The sequence below is a fragment of the Streptomyces venezuelae ATCC 10712 genome, from assembly GCF_008639165.1.
Taxonomy (GTDB): domain Bacteria; phylum Actinomycetota; class Actinomycetes; order Streptomycetales; family Streptomycetaceae; genus Streptomyces; species Streptomyces venezuelae.
Genome location: NZ_CP029197.1, coordinates 6,058,166 through 6,080,788, shown reverse-complemented (window position 1 = coordinate 6,080,788; position 22,623 = coordinate 6,058,166). Strand labels below are relative to the sequence as shown.

General features: G+C 70.9%; 18 protein-coding genes and 2 riboswitches. Of the genes, 8 read left to right on the top strand and 10 right to left on the bottom strand.

Features of this window, described 5'->3' with window-relative positions; all coding sequences use genetic code 11:
- Window positions 1–90: 90 nt before the first annotated feature.
- Both DEJ43_RS28045 and DEJ43_RS28040 read left to right on the top strand, forming a co-directional pair.
- Complete coding sequence (locus DEJ43_RS28045; RefSeq protein WP_015036769.1) at window positions 91–417, top strand: DUF6087 family protein; 327 nt, start codon at window positions 91–93, stop codon at window positions 415–417.
- A gap of 94 nt (window positions 418–511) precedes the next feature.
- Complete coding sequence (locus DEJ43_RS28040) at window positions 512–1,339, top strand: SDR family oxidoreductase (protein ID WP_015036768.1); 828 nt, start codon at window positions 512–514, stop codon at window positions 1,337–1,339.
- Between the two features lie 236 nt (window positions 1,340–1,575).
- Here the strand turns inward: DEJ43_RS28040 and DEJ43_RS28035 are convergent, their stop codons facing one another.
- The 4 genes from DEJ43_RS28035 to DEJ43_RS28020 form a co-directional block, all read right to left on the bottom strand.
- Complete coding sequence (locus DEJ43_RS28035) at window positions 1,576–2,454, bottom strand: DUF5655 domain-containing protein (RefSeq protein WP_015036767.1); 879 nt, start codon at window positions 2,452–2,454, stop codon at window positions 1,576–1,578.
- An 815-nt stretch (window positions 2,455–3,269) separates the two neighbouring features.
- Window positions 3,270–4,403, bottom strand: a complete 1,134-nt coding sequence (locus DEJ43_RS28030) for a bifunctional 2-methylcitrate synthase/citrate synthase (RefSeq protein WP_015036765.1) — start codon at window positions 4,401–4,403, stop codon at window positions 3,270–3,272.
- Window positions 4,404–4,421: 18 nt separating this feature from the next.
- Window positions 4,422–5,327 (bottom strand): methylisocitrate lyase, encoded by a 906-nt coding sequence (gene prpB / locus DEJ43_RS28025; protein ID WP_015036764.1) that lies wholly within the window; start codon window positions 5,325–5,327, stop codon window positions 4,422–4,424.
- The gene (locus DEJ43_RS28020; protein WP_015036763.1) at window positions 5,327–6,847 is read right to left on the bottom strand and encodes an MmgE/PrpD family protein; all 1,521 of its coding nucleotides are present in this window, start codon (window positions 6,845–6,847) and stop codon (window positions 5,327–5,329) included. Before DEJ43_RS28020 ends, prpB begins: the two co-directional genes overlap by 1 nt.
- Window positions 6,848–7,030: 183 nt before the next feature.
- Between DEJ43_RS28020 and DEJ43_RS28015 the strand changes: the two genes are divergently transcribed.
- The 5 genes from DEJ43_RS28015 (at window position 7,031) to folP (ending at window position 14,082) form a co-directional block, all read left to right on the top strand.
- A complete protein-coding gene (locus DEJ43_RS28015; protein ID WP_015036762.1) occupies window positions 7,031–8,461 on the top strand; it encodes a short-chain fatty acyl-CoA regulator family protein in 1,431 nt (476 codons plus the stop codon).
- Window positions 8,462–8,564: 103 nt separating this feature from the next.
- Window positions 8,565–8,788: riboswitch (cobalamin riboswitch) on the top strand.
- Window positions 8,789–8,956: 168 nt separating this feature from the next.
- Complete coding sequence (gene metE / locus DEJ43_RS28010; RefSeq protein WP_015036761.1) at window positions 8,957–11,281, top strand: 5-methyltetrahydropteroyltriglutamate--homocysteine S-methyltransferase; 2,325 nt, start codon at window positions 8,957–8,959, stop codon at window positions 11,279–11,281.
- Window positions 11,282–11,391: 110 nt separating this feature from the next.
- Entirely contained in the window at window positions 11,392–11,727 is a 336-nt protein-coding gene (locus DEJ43_RS28005) for a hypothetical protein (RefSeq protein ID WP_041662982.1), read from the top strand.
- 79 nt (window positions 11,728–11,806) lie between these two features.
- Window positions 11,807–13,189, top strand: a complete 1,383-nt coding sequence (locus tag DEJ43_RS28000) for an aldolase/citrate lyase/malate synthase family protein (protein ID WP_015036759.1) — start codon at window positions 11,807–11,809, stop codon at window positions 13,187–13,189.
- A gap of 50 nt (window positions 13,190–13,239) precedes the next feature.
- Entirely contained in the window at window positions 13,240–14,082 is an 843-nt protein-coding gene (gene folP / locus DEJ43_RS27995) for a dihydropteroate synthase (RefSeq protein ID WP_041664258.1), read from the top strand.
- A gap of 113 nt (window positions 14,083–14,195) precedes the next feature.
- Here folP and DEJ43_RS27990 read toward each other — a convergent pair whose 3' ends face one another.
- Genes DEJ43_RS27990 through DEJ43_RS27970 form a run of 5 tightly spaced genes read right to left on the bottom strand, consistent with a single transcriptional unit; the run spans window position 14,196 to window position 19,603 of the window.
- Window positions 14,196–14,981: an enoyl-CoA hydratase gene (locus DEJ43_RS27990; RefSeq protein ID WP_015036757.1), complete on the bottom strand. Its 786-nt coding sequence runs from the start codon at window positions 14,979–14,981 to the stop codon at window positions 14,196–14,198.
- A complete protein-coding gene (gene mmsB, locus DEJ43_RS27985) occupies window positions 14,978–15,895 on the bottom strand; it encodes a 3-hydroxyisobutyrate dehydrogenase (RefSeq protein ID WP_015036756.1) in 918 nt (305 codons plus the stop codon). The genes DEJ43_RS27990 and mmsB overlap by 4 nt, the downstream gene beginning before the upstream one ends.
- Window positions 15,892–16,959, bottom strand: a complete 1,068-nt coding sequence (locus tag DEJ43_RS27980) for an enoyl-CoA hydratase/isomerase family protein (RefSeq protein ID WP_015036755.1) — start codon at window positions 16,957–16,959, stop codon at window positions 15,892–15,894. Before DEJ43_RS27980 ends, mmsB begins: the two co-directional genes overlap by 4 nt.
- Window positions 16,956–18,107 (bottom strand): acyl-CoA dehydrogenase family protein, encoded by a 1,152-nt coding sequence (locus DEJ43_RS27975; RefSeq protein WP_015036754.1) that lies wholly within the window; start codon window positions 18,105–18,107, stop codon window positions 16,956–16,958. The genes DEJ43_RS27980 and DEJ43_RS27975 overlap by 4 nt, the downstream gene beginning before the upstream one ends.
- Window positions 18,104–19,603: a CoA-acylating methylmalonate-semialdehyde dehydrogenase gene (locus tag DEJ43_RS27970; RefSeq protein WP_015036753.1), complete on the bottom strand. Its 1,500-nt coding sequence runs from the start codon at window positions 19,601–19,603 to the stop codon at window positions 18,104–18,106. The genes DEJ43_RS27975 and DEJ43_RS27970 overlap by 4 nt, the downstream gene beginning before the upstream one ends.
- A 230-nt stretch (window positions 19,604–19,833) precedes the next feature.
- Window positions 19,834–20,013, bottom strand: a riboswitch (cobalamin riboswitch).
- Window positions 20,014–20,124: 111 nt separating this feature from the next.
- On the opposite strand from DEJ43_RS27970, the gene DEJ43_RS27965 reads away from it, so the two are divergent.
- Window positions 20,125–21,039 carry an ABC transporter substrate-binding protein gene (locus tag DEJ43_RS27965; protein ID WP_015036752.1) on the top strand — a complete coding sequence of 305 codons (915 nt, stop codon included), beginning with the start codon at window positions 20,125–20,127 and terminating at the stop codon, window positions 21,037–21,039.
- An 8-nt stretch (window positions 21,040–21,047) separates the two neighbouring features.
- Here the strand turns inward: DEJ43_RS27965 and DEJ43_RS27960 are convergent, their stop codons facing one another.
- On the bottom strand, window positions 21,048–22,454 hold the full coding sequence (locus DEJ43_RS27960) for a short-chain fatty acyl-CoA regulator family protein (RefSeq protein WP_015036751.1): 1,407 nt from the start codon (window positions 22,452–22,454) through the stop codon (window positions 21,048–21,050).
- Window positions 22,455–22,623 lie beyond the last annotated feature (169 nt).

Genomic DNA, 22,623 nt, shown 5'->3' with positions numbered 1-22,623 from the left:
CTTCCCCCCATCGAGTGACCGCACCACACGTCATCACTCATCCGAGGGACAGGGTGGCGGCCCAGGCCTGAACTCGGCCACGATGCCTGGATGCAGGAAGACGAACCACTGGAACAGTGGGCGCGCCGACGCGCCGAGCGCAGGGCCGCCTCGATGGGCAAGCAGCGCGCGGTGCCGCTCGGCAACGGTCCTCACCGCGGAGCCCACGTCGACCCGGCCGCGCCGAGAGCGATCGAAGAGTGGACGGGCACGGAGTGGCAGGTGGTCGGCATTGCCGAGAACCTGGCCGCTGCCCAGTCGCTTCTGTTTCCGCCTCCGCCCGCGCAGGCGAAGCCTGCGGAGTGGGACCGGCCATCGATGGGCAAAGGCCGGGGTCGACACCGAAAGCCGACCTCGGCGGAGGAGCGGGACCAGTAGGCGACCCAGCGCCCGGCGGCCGGCATGCGCGCACCAGCATCACTTCGCGAAGGTCGCTGCGGGACCAAGCGGTCGAGCCCCTAGCGTGGGCGGCATGAAGATGCTGATCATCGGTGGCAGCGGGTTCTTGGGGACAGAGCTACTGCGTCAAGCACGAGGGCAGGGCTGGGCGGCAGATGCCTCGTACCATTCCCGCCCCGGCGTCACACAGAATGGCGCCTGGCACCAGCTCGACGTACGAAGTCGCGCGCAGGTGGAAGCTCTCCTGGCTACGGTGGCACCTTGCGCAGTCATCAACGTGAGCAGTGGCGGAGCGGACTGGGCGGTCACCGCGGACGGCTCCGTGCACGTCGCCATGGCTGCCGCGAGGCTCGGAATCCGCCTGGTGCACGTCTCCTCCGATGCCGTCTTCTCCGGTCTCGGCAGGGCGCGGTACGACGAGACCTGCACCCCCGACCCGATTACCCCGTACGGGGCCGCGAAGGCCGCCGGCGAGACCGCGGTACGGATTCTGTGCCCGGATGCGGCTGTCGTCCGCACCTCTCTAATCATCGGCGACGGCGATTCTGAACATGAACGTGTGGTGCACGAGCTAGCTGCCAACGAGCGTCAAGGTGCTCTGTTCACGGACGACATCCGCTGCCCCATCCATGTCGCCGATCTCGCGTCCGGCTTGTGGAAACTCGCGGCCTCCGGTCGTGCCGGCGTCTTTCACCTCGCCGGCGCCGACGCACTCAGCCGCTACTCGCTGGGCGTGCTCATTGCCCGCCGGGACGGCATCTCGCCCTCCTTGCTGCCCGCAGGGCGCCGCGCGGACCTTCGGCTGCCGGGTGCCCTGGACGTGCGCCTCGACAGCCACGCCACACAAGACCGACTCGGCATCAGACTCCGCGGCGCGCGGGAATTCCTAGGCGAGAGGTGACAACAGCGAACCGCCCAGCAGGTGCCGACGATCCAACTGGTCCCCCTATTGAGTGGCGGCATGGTCTCGACGCGCGGCGAAAGATACCCGAGATTCCCCGGTTAGCCTAACCGGGGAATCTCAGGATGATGGTTTCTCCACCGCCACTTCCTGCCCACCCGTCGAAAGGCTGCCTCACGAAGAAGAACCAACTCAAATCTCACGACTCGAAGGTCGTTACGCGTTGGCTTGGCTGTTCACGCCGCCGCATAACTGGCGCGGAACAGGTCAAGGGCACGTTCCAGGTCTCGCTCCGTCCGCAGTCGTACCTCAAGGTCGCCTGTTCCGTGGTGCCCCAAGCCCCGCACGTTTCTGATGAAATCGGGGACGAGGTCGACCTCTGCGGGGTCGAGCGAGAGGTACACGTGGACCTTGGTTCGCTGCGGCGGGCAAATGCTTGCGAAATTCTGCAGCCGTCGATAGGCGCTGTAGTGCTTGCGCCGTACCTTGGTGATGCCGTCGCCGAGGCCGAGAAGGGTCTCGTCCGCCGCTGCTGCCAGCTCGACGATCGACTTGCACCCCGCCCCCACCGGCTCGGTGCGCTGCTTCCGCCTGCGATGCGTCGAACGCCCGGTGGCAGCGGCCAGAGTCTCCAGTCCGATGAGGCGGGTGCCGAAGAAGCGGTAGCGGACCAGGTCGATGCTGCGCCAGTGCTCACGCACTGCGTGAAGGTCGTAACGGGTGTAGTCGCCGGCCACGCAGATCAACCTGGGCTCGCTCCACAGCACCCGGGCCGCAGCGTCCGACCCGAGCCTGTCGCGGACCAGTTGCTCAAACTCGCTGCGATGGTCCACGAGCCAGCTCAAGTAGAAAAGTCCCTGGTTGATCACGCCTGGATCCGTGCCGCGCTTGTACTCGACAACGACGGGAGCCCCGTTCGCGTCGAGGCCGAGCGAATCGATTCGGCCGGCGTGGACGGGTCCTGTGCCGTACTCGGACGCCAAGAACCGGACCCCCAACAGCGCCTCCATGTTCGCCTCTACGAGGCGCTGCACGTCTGCTTCGGCCTCAGCAAGCCGTGGTGCGAACTCGCTCACGTTCCCGTCCTCTGTCTGGAACAACCGCAGCTCCAACACCTCCCCTCTCCGTGGATGCACCCAACGCTCAGCATCGCAGGCATATTTCCTCACCGGGAGGTGATTACAGAGCGTGGCAGCTCACCGTCGGCCGTGGGTGCAGCGGGAGGCGGCGCACCATGGGTATCCGCACAGCAGAAAGCCGCCCTTCCAGCCCGGATGTCATTCCGGTCGGGAGGGCGGCTTTCTGATGCTGACGTCACGTCAGCAAACAAGCCGGGCGTGCGTCAGGCGTGCGTCAAACGTGCGTCACGTGCGTCAGATATGCGTCAGATATCGCACGTAACGCACGTAACGCACATAATGCACACCCAGCAAACCCGCAGGTCAACGGCCCTTTTTGGCAGGTTCAAGGATCGCGACGCACTCCACGTGGTGGGTCATCATGAAACACATGGAGCACAAAACAGGTTGAGAGAATCCGCAGGTCAGCGACTCGCAAGGCATAAATAGGACTCAAGATCAATGTGTGTTACGTGCACTGTGGGCGCTACGGGCGGCCTTGACGCACACCAGAGAGTGTTGACGGGGATCCGAAGACACGGCGTCGCGCCTTGATGTCGGCGGGCAAGACTCTTCCCGGACGTCGACCGCGCGTGGAATCGGAGGCCCAGGTACAGGCGAGAGAGGGGCGGCTGTCCGTCGCGGCCCGGAAGGGGCGCGGGCGGCGGCGCGTTCTGCAGCCTCTTCCACCTCTGGGCGGCGGCCCTCAGCACCGCAGCGCCGCCCGACAGACCCACGTGCGGAATGAGGCGGTCGTGGCCCCGGAATCTGCATGTTCGGTCGGTAGTGGCTGGGCTCCCCTCTGACCCCGGTCAGGGGCCGGGGAGGGGCCGCTGTTCAGGACCGTTGTACGCACCGAGAGGGCGGATCAGGGCGTTGTGTTCGAGTTGTTCGGTGATGTGGGCCGTCCAGCCGGTGATGCGGCTCATCACGAAGATGGGGGTGAAGGTGGGGATGTCAAAGCCCATGAGGTGGTAGGCGAGGCCGGCGGGGTAGTCGAGGTTCGGGTGGATGCCCTTGCGGCTGATCATGGCGTGGCGCAGCGAGGCGTGGAGGGTGGCGAGCCGGGTCACGTCGGGGTCGGCGGCGCGGGCGACGAGGCGGTCGGTGGCCTCCTGCATGATCGGGACCCGGGAGTCGCCGTTCTTGTAGACACGGTGTCCGAAGCCCATGATCTTGCGCTTGGTCGCCAACGCGTCGTCCAGCCACTCCCCCGCCTTCTCCGGGTCGCCGATCTCGTTCAGCATGTGCATCACGGCCTCGTTGGCGCCGCCGTGCAGCGGGCCCTTGAGGGCGCCGATGGCCGCGGTGACCGCGCTGTAGAGGTCGGAGAGGGTGGAGGTAACCACCCTGGCGGTGAAGGTGGAGGCGTTGAAGCTGTGCTCGGCGTAGAGGATGAGGGAGATCTCGAAGCAGCGGACCACCGCCGGATCGGGTACCGCGCCGAAGCACATGTGGAAGAAGTTCTCGGCATAACCGAGGGACGCGTCGGGCTGGAGCGGGGCGAGGCCGTGGCGGCGCCGGTGGTCGGCGGCGACGACGGTCGGGAGCTTGGCCAGCAGTGAGAGGGACTTGGTGCGGTTGGCGGCGATGCTGCCGTCGTCCTCGGTGGGGTCCTCCGAGCCGAAGAAGCTGACGGCCGTGCGCAGCACGTCCATCGGGTGGCAGGTCTCGGGCAGGCGGGCGAGTACTTCGGCGGTGGTGCGGTCCAGGGGGCGCAGGGCGCGCTCCTGCGCCTGGAAGGCGCGCAACTGTTCCGCGTCGGGCAGTTCGCCGTGCCACAGGAGGTGGGCGACTTCCTCGAAGGTGCAGCGGGCGGCGAGGTCCTGGACGGGGTAGCCGCGGTAGGTGAGGGAGTGGGTCTCCTGGATGACGGTGGAGATGGCGGTGGTGTCGACGACAACACCGGAGAGACCTCGGTGGATCTCGGGTGCGGTGGCGGTCATGGTGGCCTCCGGTGCGGGTCAGTTGCCGGGCGGAAGGGTGAAGTCGAAGACGGCTGAATCGAAGGTGCTGTAGTCCTCGTAGCCGAGCACCTCGTACAGGCGGGAGCGGGTCTGCATGCGGGGCAGCAGGGACTCCTGGGTGCCCTCGGCCGCGAGGGTGCGCAGGCCGTCCTCGACGGCTCCCATGGCGAGACGGAAGAAGGTGACGGGGTAGAGCGCGATGTTGTAGCCGAGGTTCTCGAGGGTGGCCGTGTCGAGGAGCCTGCTCTTGCCGAATTCGGTCATGTTGGCGAGCAGGGGTACGTCGATGGCCTTGCGGAAGGCTTCGAACTCGGACTCGTCGGCGAGGGCTTCGGGGAAGATCGCGTCGGCGCCGGCGTCCACGTAGGCCTTGGCCCGGTCGATGGCGGCGTCGAGTCCCTCGATCGAGCGGGCGTCGGTGCGGGCCATGAGGAGGAAGTCCGGGTCGCGGCGGGCGTCGACGGCGGCGCGGAGCCGCCGGACCATGTCCCCGGCGGATACGACGGTCTTCCCGTCGAGGTGACCGCAGCGCTTGGGATTGATCTGGTCCTCCAGGTGGAGGCCGGCCAGTCCCGCGTCCTCCATGATCTGGACGGTGCGGGCCGCGTTCATCGGCTCGCCGAAGCCGGTGTCGGCGTCGATGAGGACCGGGAGGTCGGTGACTCGGGTGATCTGCTGGGCGCGTGCGGCGATCTCGGTGGAGGTGGTGAGGCCGATGTCGGGCAGGCCCAGGTCGGCGGCGAGCACGGCGCCGGAGAGGTACGCGGCGTCGAAACCGGTCTCCTGGATGAGGCGGGCCGAGTACGGGTTGATCGCGCCCGGGATCGACAGCAGCCGTCCGGAGGCCAGCTGTTCGCGGAAGCGGCGGCGGCGGGACGCGGGTGTGGTGTGGGTGTGCAGCATCAGAACAGGCCCTTCGGGAGGGTCGCGTCGTACGCGGCGACCGCGTCGGTGTCGACGACCGGGAAGAGGCTCGCGAGCGCGTCGGTGTCCAGCTCCGCGAGCCGGGCGGCGGACCGGAGGAACGAGTCCTGGTCGGCGGGCGTGACGATGCCGTCGGTGAGGGTGCGGAACTTCGCGGTGTAGCCGGCCCGGTCGAAGGGGCGGGCGCCGGCGGGGTGCGCGTCGGCGACGGCGAGTTCGTCCTCGATCACGGTGCCGCCGTCGAGGGTGATCACGGCGCGGCCGCCGAACGCCCGGCGGGCCGGATCGGGGTCGTGGTAGCGGCGGGTCCAGGCCGGGTCCTCGACCGTGGTGATCTTCTGCCACAGGGCGACGGTGGCCGGGCACTGGGCGCGCTCGGGGGCGTAGGAGCGCTCGTGGTGCCAGCCGCCGTCCTCCAGGGCGACGGCGAAGATGTACGGCACCGAGTGGTCGAGGGTCTCGCGGCTGGCGGTGGGGTCGTACTTCTGCGGGTCGCCGGAACCGGAGCCGATGACGTGGTGCGTGTGGTGGCTGGTGTGGAGCACGATCGAGCGGACCTTGTCCAGCGGCCCGGCCTCCTCCCGCAGTCCCCGGGCCAGGTCGATGATCGCCTGGGCCTGGTACTCGGCGGAGTGCTCCTTGGTGTACGTGTCGAGGATCGCGCGGCGCGCTTCGCCGGGCTCGGGCAGCGTCACGGTGTAGGAGGCCTCGGGGCCGTCGAGCATCCAGGCGAGGAAGCCGTCCTCACCCTCGTAGATCGGCGAGGGCGACCCCTCGCCGCGCATGGCCCGGTCCACGGCCTCGATCGCGGCCTTCCCGGCGAAGGCCGGGGCGAACGCCTTCCAGCTGGAGATCTCGCCCTTGCGGGACTGCCGGGTCGCGGTCGTGGTGTGCACGGCCTGCTGGATGGCCTGGTACACGGTCTCGGTGTCCAGGCGCAGCATCGCTCCGATGCCGCCGGCGGTGGCGGCGCTGAGGTGGGCGACGTGGTCGATGCGGTGGGCGTGCAGGCAGATGCCCTTGACCAGGGCGACGTGGATCTCGTAGGCGGCGGTGATGCCGCGCAGGAGGTCGGCGCCGGAGCGACCGGTGTGCTGGGCGACGGCCAGCAGCGGGGGGATGTTGTCGCCGGGGTGGGAGTAGTCGGCGGCCAGGTAGGTGTCGTGGAAGTCCAGCTCGCGTACGGCGGTGCCGTTGGCCCAGGCGGCCCACTCCGGCGAGAGCGTGGTCCCGGCAGGGAGGCCGAAGGCCGAGGCGCCGGGGGCCGCCGGGTGGCCGACGGCCTGGGCGCGGGCGACGGCGACCGGGCGGCGGCGCAGCGAGGCCACGGCGACCGAGGCGTTGTCGATGATCCGGTTGATCACCATCTCCGACGCCTCGGCGTCGAGGTCCGGCGCTTCCTGGGTGCCAGTGGCGACGACGGCCAGCTTCCAGGCGAGCTGCTCCTCGCGGGGCAGGCGGTCGGCGCTGGGGTGGACGCGTACCTGGTGGTCGATCACGGGACTCCTCGCGGCGTGCGGTGGGAACGGCGTACGTCGGCGAGTCTTCCCCGCCGGAGGGGCGTGATCGAGGGCGCCACTGTGCGGAATCCGTCCACGCCACGGCTGCGAAACTGCGAATCTTGCAAAATCTGCGGATGCTACCTTCACAGACAGGGGGGAACGGAGAGGAGTCTGATCCGCATGGGACGGCCAGCCGGTCCGAAGATCTACGCGCACGCGAAACTGCGCAGGCTGCGCCGCGAGCGCGGCATGAACCAGGTCGAGCTCGCGCGTGCCCTGGGCCTGTCCACCAGCTACCTCAACCAGATCGAGCACAGTCAGCGCCCGCTGACCGCGCCCGTGCTGCTGCGGATCGCCGAGGTGTTCGGCGTCGACCCGGAGTTCTTCTCCGAGGCCGAGGAGGAGCGGCTGGCCACGGACCTGCGGGCTGCCCTCGGGGACGAGGCCTGCGGCGCCCCGATAGCGCAGGACGAGATCGCCGACGTGGCCCGCGACCATCCCGAGGTGGCCCGCGCCCTCGTCACCCTCCATCAGCGCTACCGGGACGCCTCCGAGCGGGTGGCGGCCCTTGCCTCGCCCGAGGACACCGCGGGGCTGCTGCCCGCCGAACCCCACGACGAGGTACGGGATTTCTTCTACGCCCACCACAACCACTTCGCCGCCCTGGAGACGGAGGCCGAGGCGATCGCCGAGGCCCTCGGCATCGGCCGCGCGGGCCGCGCGGCGGACGCCCTCACGAAACGTCTCGCGGTCGGGCACGGCATCAAGGTGCTCCGGTCGGGCCCGGAGCGGTCGGCCGACGCCCGGCGCTTCGACGCGGACAGCGGCGTGCTCCTGATCTCTCCCTGGCTCAGTGAAGGGCAGAGCGCCTTCCAACTCGCCACACAGCTGGCGTTTCTGGAGCACGGGGCGCTCCTCGACCAACTGGTCGACACGGCCGCGCTCACCTCACCCCAGGCGGAGGGCCTGGCACGCATCGGCCTCGCCAACTACTTCGCCGGCGCGGTCCTCATGCCCTACACCGCCTTCCACACGGCAGCCGAAGAGCTCCGCTACGACATCGAGTTGCTCCAGGCACGCTTCGGCGTCGGATTCGAGACGGTCTGCCACCGGCTGAGCACGCTCCAGCGCACCGGCCGCCGCGGGGTGCCCTTCTCCTTCCTGCGGGCCGACCGGGCGGGCAACATCTCCAAGCGGCAGTCCGCCACCGACTTCCACTTCTCACGCCTCGGCGGCACCTGCCCGCTGTGGACCGTGTACGAGGCGTTCTCGGCGCCCGGCCGGATCCTCACCCAGGTGGCGGAGATGCCGGACGGCAAGAAGTACTTCTGGATCGCCCGGACGGTGACCCGGGGAGGGTTCGGCCACCACGCGCCGCGCGCCGACTTCGCCGTCGCGCTGGGCTGCGAGCTGCGCCACGCGCCACGCCTGGTCTACGCGGAGGGAATCGCGCTGACCGACCCCCGCGCCGTCACCCCGATCGGCCTGGGCTGCCGGATCTGCGAACGGCAGGACTGCGCCCAGCGCGCCCGGCCGCCCGCCGGCGGTGTCCTCGCGGTCGACCCCGACCGGCGCGCCCTGGTGCCCTACCCGGTGGTGTCCGAGCACTGAAACCGTGCGGTACGCCGACCGGCGTCCCTCTTCACCTCCACCGCCTGTCTCATTTCTGGGTCCGTATGGTGGACAAGGGTCGCCGCTGGGCGATTCGGCACCCTAGTCTGGCCGGGCAGCTGGTTCGCCCCGTCCGCCAGGCGGGATGCGTCGTAAGAGGGAACCCGGTGGGAATCCGGGACTGCCCCGCAGCGGTGAGCGGGAACGACCGCCGTCATACGCACTGGGCCCGGACGGGTCTGGGAAGCGACGGCCAGTAGGTGTCCTCCGGTCGATCCGGAGAGCGTGCCCGCGAGTCCGAAGACCTGCCCGTTGCCCGCACGCGGACGATTCCGCGCGCGGACATTCCGGTGACCTCGTGGGCGGGTCGGCGTACACAGCGAGCGGCATGCACGGAGTCTTCCCGTGACGTGATCCGCGCGTTCTGTCGTTCCCTTCGCGTCCGCGTCTCGTCATCCGGGATGTTTCTGGACACATCTCGCGAAGGAGAGTTCCGTGACAGCGAAGCCCGCAGCCGCGGCAGCACGAGCCACCGTGTACGGCTACCCCCGCCAGGGTCAGAACCGCGAACTGAAGAAGGCCATCGAGGGCTACTGGAAGGGCCGCGTCACCGCAGACGCCCTCCGGGCCACCGCCGCCGACCTGCGTCGTTCGAACTGGCAGCAGCTGGCCGACGCCGGCATCCACGAAGTTCCGACCGGTGACTTCTCGTACTACGACCATGTCCTGGACACCAGTGTCATGGTCGGCGCTGTCCCCGCACGCCACCGTGCCGCCGTCGAGGCGGACGCGCTCGACGGCTACTTCGCCATGGCCCGCGGCACCCAGGACGTCGCGCCGCTGGAGATGACCAAGTGGTTCGACACCAACTACCACTACCTGGTCCCCGAACTCGGCCCGGACACCGTCTTCACGGCCGACTCCACCAAGCAGGTCGCCGAGCTGAAGGAAGCCCTCACCCTCGGCCTGAGCGCCCGCCCGGTCCTCGTCGGACCCGTCACCTACCTCCTCCTCGCCAAACCCGCCCCCGGCGTCGCCGACGACTTCGACCCGCTCACCCTCCTCGACCGACTGCTCCCGGTCTACGCCGAGGTCCTCGCCGACCTGCGCGCGGCGGGCGCCGAGTGGGTCCAGCTGGACGAGCCCGCCCTCGTCCAGGACCGCACCCCGGCCGAACTGAACGCCGCCACCCGCGCCTACCGCGACCTCGGAGCGCTCGCCGACCGGCCCAAGCTGCTCGTCGCCTCCTACTTCGACCGGCTCGGCGACGCCCTCCAGGTGCTCGCCTCGGCCCCCGTGGACGGTCTCGCCCTCGACTTCACCGAGCGCGCCGCCGCCAACCTCGACGACCTCGCCGCGGTCGGCGGACTGCCCGGCAAGCGCCTGGTCGCGGGCGTCGTCAACGGCCGCAACATCTGGATCAACGACTACCAGAAGTCCCTGGCCACCCTCGCCACCCTGCTCGGTCTCGCCGACCGGGTCGACGTGGCCGCGTCCTGCTCGCTCCTGCACGTCCCGCTGGACGCGGCCGCCGAGGGCGACATCGACCCGCAGGTCCGGCGCTGGCTCGCCTTCGCCCGGCAGAAGACCACCGAGGTCGTCACCCTCGCCAAGGGTCTGGCGAACGGCACCGACGCGATCAGCGCCGAACTGGCCGCCAACCGGGCCGACCTCGCCTCCCGCGCGAGCTCCGCCCTCACCCGCGACCCGGCCGTACGCGCCCGCACCGCCGCGATCACCGACGCGGACGGCCGCCGCTCCCAGCCGTACGCCGAGCGGGCCGCCGCCCAGCGCGCGCACCTCGGTCTGCCGCTGCTGCCGACCACCACGATCGGCTCGTTCCCGCAGACCGACGAACTCCGCGTGGCCCGCGCCGACCTGCGCGCCGGGCGCATCGACACGGCCGGCTACGAGGAGCGGATCAAGGACGAGATCCGCGAGGTCCTCTCCTTCCAGGAGAAGACCGGGATCGACGTCCTCGTCCACGGCGAACCCGAACGCAACGACATGGTGCAGTACTTCGCCGAGCAGCTCACCGGCTACGTCGCCACCCAGCACGGCTGGGTCCAGTCCTACGGCACCCGCTACGTCCGGCCCCCGGTCCTCGCCGGGGACATCTCCCGCCCCGAACCGATGACGGTGCGCTGGACCACGTACGCCCAGGCGCAGACCAGCAAGCCGGTCAAGGGCATGCTCACCGGCCCGGTCACCATGCTCGCCTGGTCGTTCGTCCGCGACGACCAGCCGCTCGGCGACACGGCCCGCCAGGTGGCACTGGCTCTGCGCGACGAGGTGAACGACCTGGAGGCGGCGGGCACCTCGGTCATCCAGGTCGACGAGCCCGCGCTCCGGGAGACCCTCCCGCTGCGCGCCGCCGACCACGCCGCCTACCTCGACTGGGCGACGGAGTCCTTCCGGCTCTCCACCAGCGGCGTCCGGCCCGACACCCAGATCCACACCCACATGTGCTACGCCGAGTTCGGCGACATCGTCCAGGCCATCGACGACCTCGACGCCGACGTCATCAGCCTCGAAGCCGCCCGCTCCCACATGCAGGTTGCCGGTGAACTCGCCGAGCACGGCTACCCGCGCGAGGCCGGTCCGGGCGTCTGGGACATCCACTCCCCCCGCGTCCCCAGCACGCAGGAGGCCGCCGCGCTGCTCCGCAAGGGCCTGGAGGCCATCCCCGCCGAGCGGCTCTGGGTCAACCCCGACTGCGGACTCAAGACCCGCGGCTGGACCGAGACCCGCGCCTCCCTGGAGAACCTCGTCACCGCCGCCCGCGAGGTCAGGGCAGGACTGACCACCGGCAACGGCTGACACCCCCGCAAGCCCGGACCGGACGCCTCGCCGTCCGGCCCGGGCAACCCGGCCGGACCGCAGCGACACGGCCTGGCCATCACGAAACGCGGGTGACGAAGGGTGCTCACGTGGCGAAGCCGAAACCCCGGCACATCACCGTCGACGGGCAGCCCATGGTGGCGCTGACACCCCAGGAATATGCCGCCCTCCTGTCCATGCGCCGTCAGGTCGGGGCGCTGGGATCCCGGCTGCGTATCGTCCGCGAGACGCTCCAGGTCACGAACGACCTGTTGTCGGCGCTGGTCACCGCACTCGAAGCGGAGCGCGTCACCGGGTGCGGGCCGGCCGCGGACGCTGGGCGTCCGGTGACCGCGCTGCTCTCATCGGCACCCGCCCTCATCGCGCGCGCCCATCGTGTGGCCGGGAAGAGCCGCGACCGTGCGGGGCCGCGGAGGAGGCGGTGACGGCCTGGACCCAGCGGCGAGACCGTTGCGGCGCGTCCTGGTATCCCGCGAAAGCGGCCTGATGACGGAGAAACACAGCATGTCCACCCCTGATACGAGCCAACACGTCGGGGTCCCCGGCCCCCCTGGTGACCACCACATCGAGATCCTGACCCCCGAGGCGCTGGACTTCGTGGCGCGGCTGGACGCCGAGTTCGCACGCCGTCGCCGCGAGATCCTCACGGCGCGCGGTCACCGTTCCGACAGCCTGGCCTCAGGTCGTCAGCTGGACTTCCCGCGTGCCACCTCGGCCGTCCGCGACGATCCGCACTGGCGGGTGGCGCCGCTGGCGCAGGGCCTGACCGGCCGGCAAAGGGAGTTCACGGGGCCGCCGAACGCCGAAGCGGCGGCGCACGCCCTCGCCTCCGGTGCCGACGTGTGGATCGCCGACTTCACGGAGGTCCCCTCCCCGCTTCGGGAGAACATCCTCGCCGGGCAGCGCACCCTCCTCGACGTCTGCCGACGCCGCACCGCCCCCACCCTCGTCGTCCGCCCCCGAGGCTGGCACCTGGAGGAGGAACGCTTCAGGGGCGACGGACCTCCTGTCTCCGCCTCGCTCGTCGACTTCGGCCTGTACTTCTTCCACTGCGCGCGGCTCCTGACCTCCGCTGGTTCCGTCCCCTGCTTCCACCTGGCCGGGCTGGAGAACCGGTTCGAGGCGCGCCTGTGGAACGACGTGTTCCTCCTGGCCCAGGACCTCCTCGGCATCCCGCGCGGCACGGTCCGGGCCACCGTCGTCATCGACACGGTCACGGCCGCGTTCGAGATGGAGGAGATCCTCTACGAACTGCGCGAGCACAGCTCCGGACTCGCCATCGATCCCTGGCACTACCTCTTCAGCGTGATCGGTGCCTTCGGCCACCGGACCCCCTTCCTGCTCCCGGACGGGTCCGATACCCCCCTGGCCGCGCCCTTCATGCGGTCGTACGCCGCGCTCATCGTCCGCACCTGCGAGCGCAGGAACGCCCGCGCAACGGGTGATCTCACCGAGATCACCCCTGTGACCGACGACGCGCCGGTGCGCGCCGCCGACCTGCTGGCCGTACGCCCGCCGGGTCCGGCGCAAGCACCCTCGCGGCAGCAGCTCCGGTCCGCCGTGGCCCTCGCGCTGCGGCACACCGAGACCTGGCTGCGCGGACGGGGGACGGCTGTTCCCGGCAGGCGGCTCACGGAAACCGCCACCGCCGAACTCACCCGTGCCCGGCTGTGGCAGTGGCGCAGACAGCGTCTGGTCTCCCCGTCCGACCTCCACGCCCTCATCGACGTCGCATCCGCCGCGATGGCCCGCGAACACCCCGGCGCGCTGGTCGCCGCGGCCCGGGAGGTCCTCGAAAGGACCCTCCTGGAGGACGAACTGCCGCCTCTGCTGACTCCGGACACGTACCGGCGGAGCCTGATCTGCCCTACGGGGGACTCGGCGTGAGCCCGCTCCAGGCCCGGACGGGCGTACCTCGGCAGCACGAGGACGAAGGCATGGGCATCGTCGCCGGATTGCCTCGATGGGATCGGTGCGCCGTCATGGGGGTGGTGAACGTGACCCCCGACTCCTTCTCCGACGGTGGCCGCTGGTTCGACCCGGCAGCGGCGGTGAAGCACGGGGTGGATCTTGTCGCAGACGGCGCCGACCTGGTCGACGTCGGTGGCGAGTCGACTCGGCCCGGTGCCTCCCGGGTCGATGAGGAGGAAGAGCTGCGGCGCGTCGTGCCCGTCGTGCGCGCGCTCGCGGCCGAAGGGGTGCTCGTGTCCGTCGACACCATGCGTGCGTCGGTCGCCGCACGGGCGATCGACGCCGGCGCGGTCCTCGTCAATGACGTCAGCGGGGGTCTGGCGGACCCCGGAATGGTCCCCGCCGTCGCTGCCGGCGGCGTCCCCTTCGTCGTCATGCACTGGCGCGGTTTCAGCCGCGACATGAACCGACGAGCGGTGTACGGGGACGTGGTGCGCGAGGTCGTCGCGGAACTCGACGCCCGGGTGGAGGCCGTGGTGGCCGCGGGCGTTCCCCGGGAGCGGCTGGTGGTGGATCCGGGGCTGGGGTTCGCCAAGCAGCCGGAGCATGATCTCCGTCTGGTCGCGGGACTGGCCGAGCTCCGTGCGCTGGGCTACCCAGTCCTGGTCGCAGGGTCACGCAAGAGGTTCCTGGGCCACATCCTGGCCGGCGCGGACGGCACACCTCCCCACGCCCATGACCGGGACGCCGCGACGGCCGCCCTCTCCGCGATCGTCGCCCACCGGGGTGCCTGGGCCGTCAGGGTCCATGACGTACGCGCCACGGCGGATGCGGTCAGGGTCGCGCACGCGCTCGCGTCCGCCTCCTGACGGGCGGCCGAGTCCGTCTCCTGACCGACACTCACGGCCGCCCCCGGCCCGGCAGCCACGTGCGCCGCCGGCGGCCGCTTCCTCTCCGTGGCGCGAGGAAGCGGCCGGGCGGGTCAGCGGTGGGTGAAGTCCGGGGCCCTCTTGTCGACGAAGGCCGACATGCCCTCCTTCTGATCGGCGGTGGCGAACACCGCGTGGAACAGGCGGCGTTCGAAGCGGACTCCTTCCGCGAGGGTGGTCTCGAAGGCGCGGTTCACGGCCTCCTTGGCCATCATCGCGACTGGCTTCGACATCCCTGCCACGGTCGCCGCGACCGCGAGGGCCTCGGGAAGGAGGTCGTCGGCCGGGACGATACGAGAGACGAGGCCCGCACGTTCCGCTTCTGCGGCGTCCATCGTCCGGCCCGTCAGGCACAGCTCCATGGCCTTGGCCTTGCCGACGGCGCGGGTGAGGCGCTGGGAGCCGCCGATGCCAGGGATGACGCCCAGCTTGATCTCCGGTTGCCCGAAGACCGCCGTGTCGGAGGCCAGCAGGATGTCGCAGAGCATGGCGAGTTCGCAGCCGCCGCCTAGGGCGTAGCCGGAGACGGCGGCGACGGTGGGGGTGCGGAGGTTCCCAAGCCGGTCCCAGGCGGTGAACCAGTCGGTGAGGTACATGTCCATGTACCCCTGCGGCTGCATCTCCTTGATGTCCGCGCCGGCCGCGAAAGCCTTCGCGGAGCCGGTGAGGACGACGCAGCCGATGTCCGGGTCCCGGTCGAGGGCCTCGGTGGCGGCCACGACCTCTTCCATGACCTGGAGGTTCAGGGCGTTGAGCGCCTTGGGCCGGTTGAGGGTGAGCAGTGCGGTGCGGTCGCCCGTACGCTCGACGGTGATCGTCTCGTAGTCGGTCGTGGTCATGCGGGGGTCGTTCCCTTCGGTGCTTCGGCGGCGGCGCGCAGGGCATGGACGATCCCGGAGAAGTCCTGGGCCGCTCCCGAACCCTCGGCGAAGGCGGTGTACATCTCGGCTGCTCGCAGGCCGAGCCCGGCGTCGATGCCGCCCGCGCGCAGGGCGTTCGCGGCGAGCCCGAGGTCCTTGGCCATGAGCGGTGCGGCGAAGCCGGGGCGGTAGTCGCGGTTGGCGGGACTGGTCGGTACGGGGCCGGGGACGGGGCAGTTGGCGGTGAGGGCCCAGCACTGGCCGGAGGCGGTGGAGGCGACGTCGTAGAGCGCCTGGTGGGAGAGGCCGAGGCTCTCGCCGAGGACGAAGGCCTCGCTCACGGCGATCATCGAGATGCCGAGGATCATGTTGTTGCAGATCTTGGCGGCCTGCCCGGCGCCCGCGCCACCACAGTGCACGGCCCGCTTGCCCATGGCCGCGAGCAGCGGTTCGGCCTCGTGGAACTCGGCTTCTCCGCCGCCCGCCATGAAGGTGAGGGTGGCGGCCTCGGCTCCGACGACGCCGCCGGAGACGGGGGCGTCGAGGGCACGGTGCCCGGCGGCTGTGGTGGCGGCGTGGGCGGCGCGCGCGTCGGTGACGTCGATGGTGGAGCAGTCGACGAACAGGGTTCCGGGACGGGCGGCCGCGAGGAGGCCCTCGTCCTGGTAGAGGGCGAGGACATGGCGGCCCGCGGGCAGCATCGTGATCACGACGTCCGCTCCGGCGGCCGCCTCCCGAGCCGAGCCGGTGGCCTCCACTCCGGCAGCGGTGGCGGTCGCCAGGGCCTCGGGGACGAGGTCGAAGCCGCGCACGCGGTGGCCGGCGGCGGCGAGGTTGGCGGCCATGGGGCCGCCCATGTGGCCGAGGCCGATGAAGCCGATGACGGTGGTCACCAGGGCACCTCCTGAAGCGGGTCGGGGGAAGGGAGCCGCAGCTCGCGGTCGGCCGCGAGCGGGGTGAAGTAGCGGGCCACGTCCTCGTCGGTGACGCCCGTCAGACGGGCCGGGGACCAGTGGGGGTCGCGGTCCTTGTCGATGACCTGGGCCCGGATGCCCTCGACCAGGTCGGGCGAGGTCAGGGCCGCGCACGAGACGCGGTACTCCTGTTCCAGTACGCGCTCCAGCGGTCCGAGCGAGCGGGCGCGGCGCACCGAGGTGAGCGTCACCTTGAGCGCGGTCGGTGATTTGGCGGTCAGGGTGGTGGCGGCCTCCTTGGCGGCCGGCACCCCGCTCGCGACGAGCCGGTCGATGATCTCCTCGACGGTGCCGGCGGCGTAGCAGTGGTCGATCCACCCACGGTGGGCGGCCAGTTCACCGCCGGGTGCCTGTCCGACGTGCGCGGCCAGGACGTCGTGCACGGAGGTCCGGGCGAGGTCTTCCATCAGCCGGTCGAGCCGTTCGGACGGTACGAAGTGGTCGGCGAGACCGCACAGCAGGGCGTCGGCGGCGCCGACGGCCGTGCCGGTCAGGGCGAGGTGGGTGCCGAGTTCGCCGGGTGCCAGCGCGAGGAGGTAGGTGCCGCCGACGTCGGGGACGAAGCCGATGCCGGTCTCGGGCATGGCGACGCGGGAGCGTTCGGTGACGATCCGCACGGTGCCGTGGGCGGAGACGCCGACGCCGCCGCCCATGACGATGCCGTCCATGAGGGCGACGTACGGTTTGGGGTAGCGGGCGATGAGGGCGTTGAGCCGGTACTCGTCGCGCCAGAAGTCCGCCGAGGCCGTACCGCCGTTCCGTGCGTCCTCGTGGATGGCGCGGATGTCGCCGCCCGCGCACAGGCCGCGCTCCCCCGCGCCGGAGATCACCACCGCCTCGACGGCGGGATCGTCCCGCCAGGCGGTGAGCGCCTCCTCGATGCGCAGCACCATGGCATGGGTGAGCGCGTTCAGTGCCCGGGGCCGGTTGAGGATCAGGCGGCCGGTGCGGCCCTCGGTGCCGACGAGGACGTCGTCGGTCATCGGAGGCTCTCCGTCAGGCCGCGGGCGACGATGACGTTCATGATCTCGTTGGTTCCTTCCAGGATCCGGTGGACGCGCAGGTCCCGGACGATCTTCTCGATGCCGTACTCGCTCAGGTAGCCGTAGCCGCCGTGGAGCTGGAGCGCCCGGTCGGCGACCGAGAAGCCGGTGTCGGTGGCGAACCGCTTGGCCATGGCGCAGAGTTGCACCGCGGCCGGGTCGCCGCGGTCGAGGGCGTCGGCGGCCTGGCGTACCAGGGCGCGGGCGGCGGTGAGTTCGGTGGCCATGTCGGCGAGGCGGAACTGGAGGGCCTGGGCGTCGAGCAGCGGGGCGCCGAAGGCCTCGCGGTCGGCGAGGTGGGTGAGGCTGCGGTCGAGGGCGCTCTGGGCGCCGCCGAGGGAGCAGGCCGCGATGCCGAGGCGGCCGCCGTTGAGGCCGTGCATGGCGATGCGGAAGCCCTCGCCCTCGGCGCCGAGGCGCCGGTCGGCGGGGATCCGCACGCCGTCGAGAACCACCTGGCGGGTGGGCTGGGCGTTCCAGCCCATCTTGCGTTCGTTCGCGCCGAAGGAGACGCCCGGGTCGCCGCGTTCGACGACGAAGGCGGAGATCCCGCCGGGGCCGCCTCCGCCGGTGCGGGCCAGCACGATGTACACGTCGGAGGTGCCCGCTCCGGAGATGAACTGCTTCACTCCGGTCAGGACGTAGTGGTCGCCATCCCGTTCGGCGCGGGTGCGCAGGGCGGCGGCGTCCGATCCGGCTCCCGGTTCGGTGAGGCAGTAGCTGCCCAGGGTGTCGGCGGCACAGAGGTCCGGGAGCCAGCGGGCACGCTGTGCGGGGCTTCCGTACCGGTCGATCATCCAGGCGACCATGTTGTGGATGGAGAGGTAGCCGGCGATGGAGGGGCAGCCGGTCGCCAGGGTCTCGAAGACGAGGACGCCGTCGGCCCGGGTCAGCCCGGAGCCGCCGTGCTCCTCCCGTACGTACACTCCGCCGAGACCGAGCGCGGCGGCCCTGCGGAGGACGTCGACGGGGAAGTGCTTGTCCTGGTCCCAGGCCACCGCGTTGGGGGCGAGCTGTTCCTGGGCGAAGTCGAGGGTGACTTCGGCGAGGGCCAGTTGGTCCTCGGTGAGGGTGGTCACGGCGCTCATCCCATCGTCGGCATGGTGAAGCTCGCGCCCTCCTTGACCCCGGAGGGCCAGCGCGAGGTGACGGTCTTGGTCCGGGTGTAGAAGCGGATCGAGTCGGGGCCGTGCTGGTTCAGGTCACCGAAACCGGAGCGCTTCCAGCCGCCGAAGGTGTGGTACGCCACCGGGACCGGGATCGGGACGTTCACGCCGACCATGCCGGTGTTGACACGTCGGGTGAAGTCGCGGGCCGTGTCGCCGTCCCGGGTGAAGATCGCCACGCCGTTGCCGAACGGGTGCTCGCTCGGCAGCCGGAGGGCCTCCTCGTAGTCGGCGGCCCGTGCGACGCACAGCACCGGGCCGAAGATCTCCTCCTGGTAGATCCGCATGGCCGGGGTGACACGGTCGAAGAGGGAGGCTCCCGCGAAGAAGCCGTTCTCGTGCCCGGGCAAGGTGAACCCCCGCCCGTCGACGACGAGTTCCGCTCCCTCGTCGACACCGATGCCGATGTAGCGGTTCACCCGGTCCAGGGCGTCCCGGCTGACGAGGGGCCCGAAGTCGGCGTCCGGGTCGTCGGAGGTGCCGATGCGCAGGGAGGCGATGCGCTCCTTCAGCTTCGCCACCAGAGCGTCCGCGGTCTCCTCCCCCACCGGGACGGCCACGGAGATGGCCATGCAGCGCTCGCCCGCGGAGCCGTAGCCGGCGCCGATCAGCGCCTCGGCGGCCTGGTCCAGGTCGGCGTCGGGCATCACGATCATGTGGTTCTTGGCGCCGCCGAAGCACTGGGCGCGCTTTCCGTGGGCGGCGGCGGTGGCGTAGATGTGCGCGGCGATCGGGGTGGAGCCGACGAAGCCCAGAGCCTGGACGCGGGGGTCTTCCAGGAGCGTGTCGACGGCCTCCTTGCCGCCGTTGACCACGTTCAGCACGCCCGGCGGCAGGCCCGCCTCCAGGAACAGCTCGGCGAGCCGCAGAGGTACCGAGGGGTCGCGCTCGGACGGCTTGAGGATGAAGGCGTTGCCGCAGGCCAGTGCGGGTGCGGCCTTCCACAGCGGGATCATCGCCGGGAAGTTGAAGGGGGTGATCCCGGCGACGACGCCGAGCGGGGAGCGCAGTGAGTGGACGTCGATGCCGGTGCCGGCGTTGTCGGTGAACTCTCCCTTGAGGAGGTGCGGGATGCCGGCGGCGAACTCGACGACCTCCAGGCCGCGTTGAAGGTCGCCGTGGGCGTCGGCGACGGTCTTGCCGTGCTCGGAGGAGAGCAGCCGGGCCAAGGAGTCCCGCTCCCCCTCCACGAGTTGGAGGAAGCGCAGCAGGACGCGGGCGCGGCGCTGCGGATTCCACCGGCCCCACTCCTGCTGGGCCGTCTCGGCGTCGGCGATCGCCGCCTCGGTGTCGGCGCGCCCGGCCAGGGGAACCCTGGCCTGGACGGCGCCGGTGTTGGGGTCGTACACGTCGGCGAAGAGACCGGACGTGCCGGCGGTGTGCTTGCCGCCGATGAAATGGGTGAGTTCGCGGACCATCGAAGCCTGCTCTCGTCAGGTACGGATCCGAGGAAGGCGCGGCGAGGACCGCGAGGACGCACCGATCGGGGTGCGCGCACGCGGGTGCCGCCGCGGGACAGGGGAAGGCGGGGACGCCTTCGTCGAGTCACGAACGCGGGGACAGGGCCTCGGGTTTCGGGTACTCCGCCGGATCACCAGGGCCGTGGTCACGTACCGGTGCCATGCGTGTCTGCTCCATCCTCGTGGACAACACGGAACACCCCGCGGCCGGTATCCTGACTCCCGGATCAGCGCATGCTCTCCGGCCTTCCCGACGGATGGTTTCCGTCAGTGGCCTGACCTGCTGGAAGAGCACACTCCCCGGTCACAGTGGCGGGACCGCGCCGGAATCACACCGGCTTCCCTGCACCGCGGGCTCGTCACGAACATATAGTTGGACGTCCTAGTAAGTCCACCCCCCACCCCGTCGCCACGAGGGCATCCGGACAGTCGACCGCGCGAGCCCGCGTGACCGGCGAGGAACCCCATAGGCTCGAACCATGCGCATCGTCTCCTTGCTGCCCGCGGCGACCGACATCGTGGCCGAGCTCGGGCTGGCCGCCGACCTGGTGGGACGGACCCATGAATGCGACTGGCCGCCGCGGGACGTGGCCGGGGTGCCGGTGGTCACCACCGCCGGGTTCTCGTCCGAGGACCTGACCAGCCGGGAGATCTCCGCGGCGGTCGGCGGCGCGGCGCACGGCGGCTCCTCGCTTTACACCCTCGACGCCGGGGCCCTCGCCGCTCTCGCGCCCGATGTCGTGCTCACGCAGGACCTGTGCGATGTCTGCGCGGTGTCCTACGAGGCTGTCTCACGCGCGGTGCGCGTGCTGGACGGCGGTTCCCGAGTCCTCAGCCTGGAGCCCCGCACCCTGGACGACGTCCTGGACTGCCTGGTCACGGTCGGTGAGCTCCTGGGCGTGCGTGAGCGGGCCGAGCGGCGGCGCGAGGAGCTGCGCGGTCGGCTGGCCGCGGTATGTGACCTCACGGCGGGCCGGCCCCGGCCCCGGGTCGTGGCGGTCGAGTGGCTCGATCCGCTGTGGCCCGCGGGACACTGGGTGCCCGAACAGATCACCTGCGCCGGCGGCGAACCGTTCCTCGCCGCTCCCGGAGAGCACACGAAGCCGATGACATGGGAGGCCGTCCAGGCTGTCCGCCCCGACGTCCTCCTGGTCCTGCCGTGCGGCTTCCCGCCCGAACGGACCGTGCGCGAGCGCGACCTGCTGACCTCCCTCCCCGGTTGGGACGATCTGCCGGCGGTACGGTCGGGCGCGGTGTGGGTGCTGGACGGGCCCGCCTACTTCAACCGGCCGGGCCCCCGGGTGGTGCGCGGCGCGGAGGTTCTCGCGCACGTCCTCCACGGGGTCCGGGCCGGGGACCCCGTGTCGACGGCCGAGGCGTTCCCGCTCCCCTGATCCCCGGGTCAGTCCGAGGGGTCGGCGACCGGATACGGGACGAAGGTGCTCGCGTTCTGGTCGATTCTGAGCGGTCGCCCGAGGGGCGGGGCCGCGCGCTGGGGGCAGTCGAGGCGTTCGCAGACGCGGCAGCCCATGCCGATCGGGGTGGCGGCGGCCGCGTTGTCGAGGTCGAGTCCGTCCGAGTACACGAGCCGGTGCGCGTGGCGGATCTCGCAGCCGAGGCCGATCGCGAAGGTCTTCCCGGGCTCGCCCCAGCCGCCCCGGTGCCGGGTGACGGCGCGGGCCGTCCACAGGTGGCGCTGCCCGTCGGGCATGGCGGCGATCTGGACGTGGATGCGGCCCGGCGCGGCGAACGCCTCGTACACGTTCCACAGCGGACACGTGCCGCCGGCCCGGGAGAAGTGGAAGCCGGTGGCGGACTGCCGCTTGGACATGTTGCCGGCCCGGTCGACGCGGACGAAGGAGAAGGGGACGCCGCGCAGGCGGGGGCGCTGGAGGGTGCTGAGGCGGTGGCAGACCGTCTCGTAGCCGAGCCCGAAGCGGTCGGTGAGTCGTTCGATGTCGTACCGGAACTCCTCTGCCGCCGTGTGGAACGCCGTGTAGGGGAGGATCAGCGCGGCGGCGAAGTAGTTCGCGATGCCGATGCGCGCCAGCTGGTGAGCCGGTCCGTCCGAGGGGAAGTCCTCGGCCGCCTGCCGGTCCAGGCCGTCCCCGTACTCCAGCAGCGCGAGCTGCGTGGCGAGCCGGAAGGCGCGCTGGCCGGGGCGGAGGCGGGCGGACAGCCGCAGGATGCGGGTCTTCTCGTCGTAGGAGTGCAGCCGGTCTCCCGTCTCGGTGGAGAAACGGACGCCGTGCCGGTCGGAGAGCCGCCCGCTCAGGGCACTGATGATCTCGCCGGGTCGGATGCCGATCTCCGCCGCAAGGGCCTCCGCCGCGAGATCGGTCTCGTGCAGGTAGTTCTGCCTGCGGTAGAAGAAGTCGCGGATCTCCTCGTGCGGGGAGCGCGGCAGCTCCGGGTCCGATCCCCTCGGGTCCGCCGCGTCGGCGATCCGTTCGGAGAGACGCTGGTTGCGCCGCCCCAGGTCGACCAGGACCCGGGCGACCGCCGGAATCCGCGAGGCCAGGTCGGCGAGGTCGGACGGGGAGACCCGGGCCGCAGCAAGCTCGCCGGAGAGGGCTTCACGGAGGTCCGCCACGAGACGACCGGTGTCCCGCTCGGAGAAGAAGCCGGGATCGACGCCGAAGGCCTCGGTGAGACGCAGCAGCACGGGCACCGTGAGCGGTCGGGCGTCGTGCTCCATCTGATTGAGGTAGCTGGGCGAGATGGCCAGGGTGCGCGCCAGCTCCGCCTGGCTCATTCCGCGATCCTCGCGAAGTCGCCGCAGCCGTGCCCCCGCGTACGTCTTGCTCACCCTCGCTCCTCCGATCGTTCGGAACCTCGGCGTCAGCGTATGCCAGCCGGACACGTCCACACCATTAGCAAGGTTGGCAAAGTGCTGCGGATTGATTCGCAAAACTTGGCATGGATCCACGGTTGATGGCACTGGGTGCCAGTGCCAGAGTCTGAGTGCGGCCCGCCGG

Excerpts from the sequence above, each read along its gene's own strand:
- DEJ43_RS28045 (WP_015036769.1), top strand. The coding sequence starts at position 91 with ATGCAGGAAGACGAACCACTGGAACAGTGGGCGCGCCGACGCGCCGAG.
- DEJ43_RS28040 (WP_015036768.1), top strand. The coding sequence starts at position 512 with ATGAAGATGCTGATCATCGGTGGCAGCGGGTTCTTGGGGACAGAGCTA.
- DEJ43_RS28030 (WP_015036765.1), bottom strand. The coding sequence starts at position 4,403 with ATGACCGCCACCGCACCCGAGATCCACCGAGGTCTCTCCGGTGTTGTC.
- prpB (WP_015036764.1), bottom strand. The coding sequence starts at position 5,327 with ATGCTGCACACCCACACCACACCCGCGTCCCGCCGCCGCCGCTTCCGC.
- DEJ43_RS28015 (WP_015036762.1), top strand. The coding sequence starts at position 7,031 with ATGGGACGGCCAGCCGGTCCGAAGATCTACGCGCACGCGAAACTGCGC.
- DEJ43_RS28000 (WP_015036759.1), top strand. The coding sequence starts at position 11,807 with ATGTCCACCCCTGATACGAGCCAACACGTCGGGGTCCCCGGCCCCCCT.
- folP (WP_041664258.1), top strand. The coding sequence starts at position 13,240 with ATGGGCATCGTCGCCGGATTGCCTCGATGGGATCGGTGCGCCGTCATG.
- DEJ43_RS27990 (WP_015036757.1), bottom strand. The coding sequence starts at position 14,981 with ATGACCACGACCGACTACGAGACGATCACCGTCGAGCGTACGGGCGAC.
- DEJ43_RS27980 (WP_015036755.1), bottom strand. The coding sequence starts at position 16,959 with ATGACCGACGACGTCCTCGTCGGCACCGAGGGCCGCACCGGCCGCCTG.
- DEJ43_RS27975 (WP_015036754.1), bottom strand. The coding sequence starts at position 18,107 with ATGAGCGCCGTGACCACCCTCACCGAGGACCAACTGGCCCTCGCCGAA.
- DEJ43_RS27970 (WP_015036753.1), bottom strand. The coding sequence starts at position 19,603 with ATGGTCCGCGAACTCACCCATTTCATCGGCGGCAAGCACACCGCCGGC.
- DEJ43_RS27965 (WP_015036752.1), top strand. The coding sequence starts at position 20,125 with ATGCGCATCGTCTCCTTGCTGCCCGCGGCGACCGACATCGTGGCCGAG.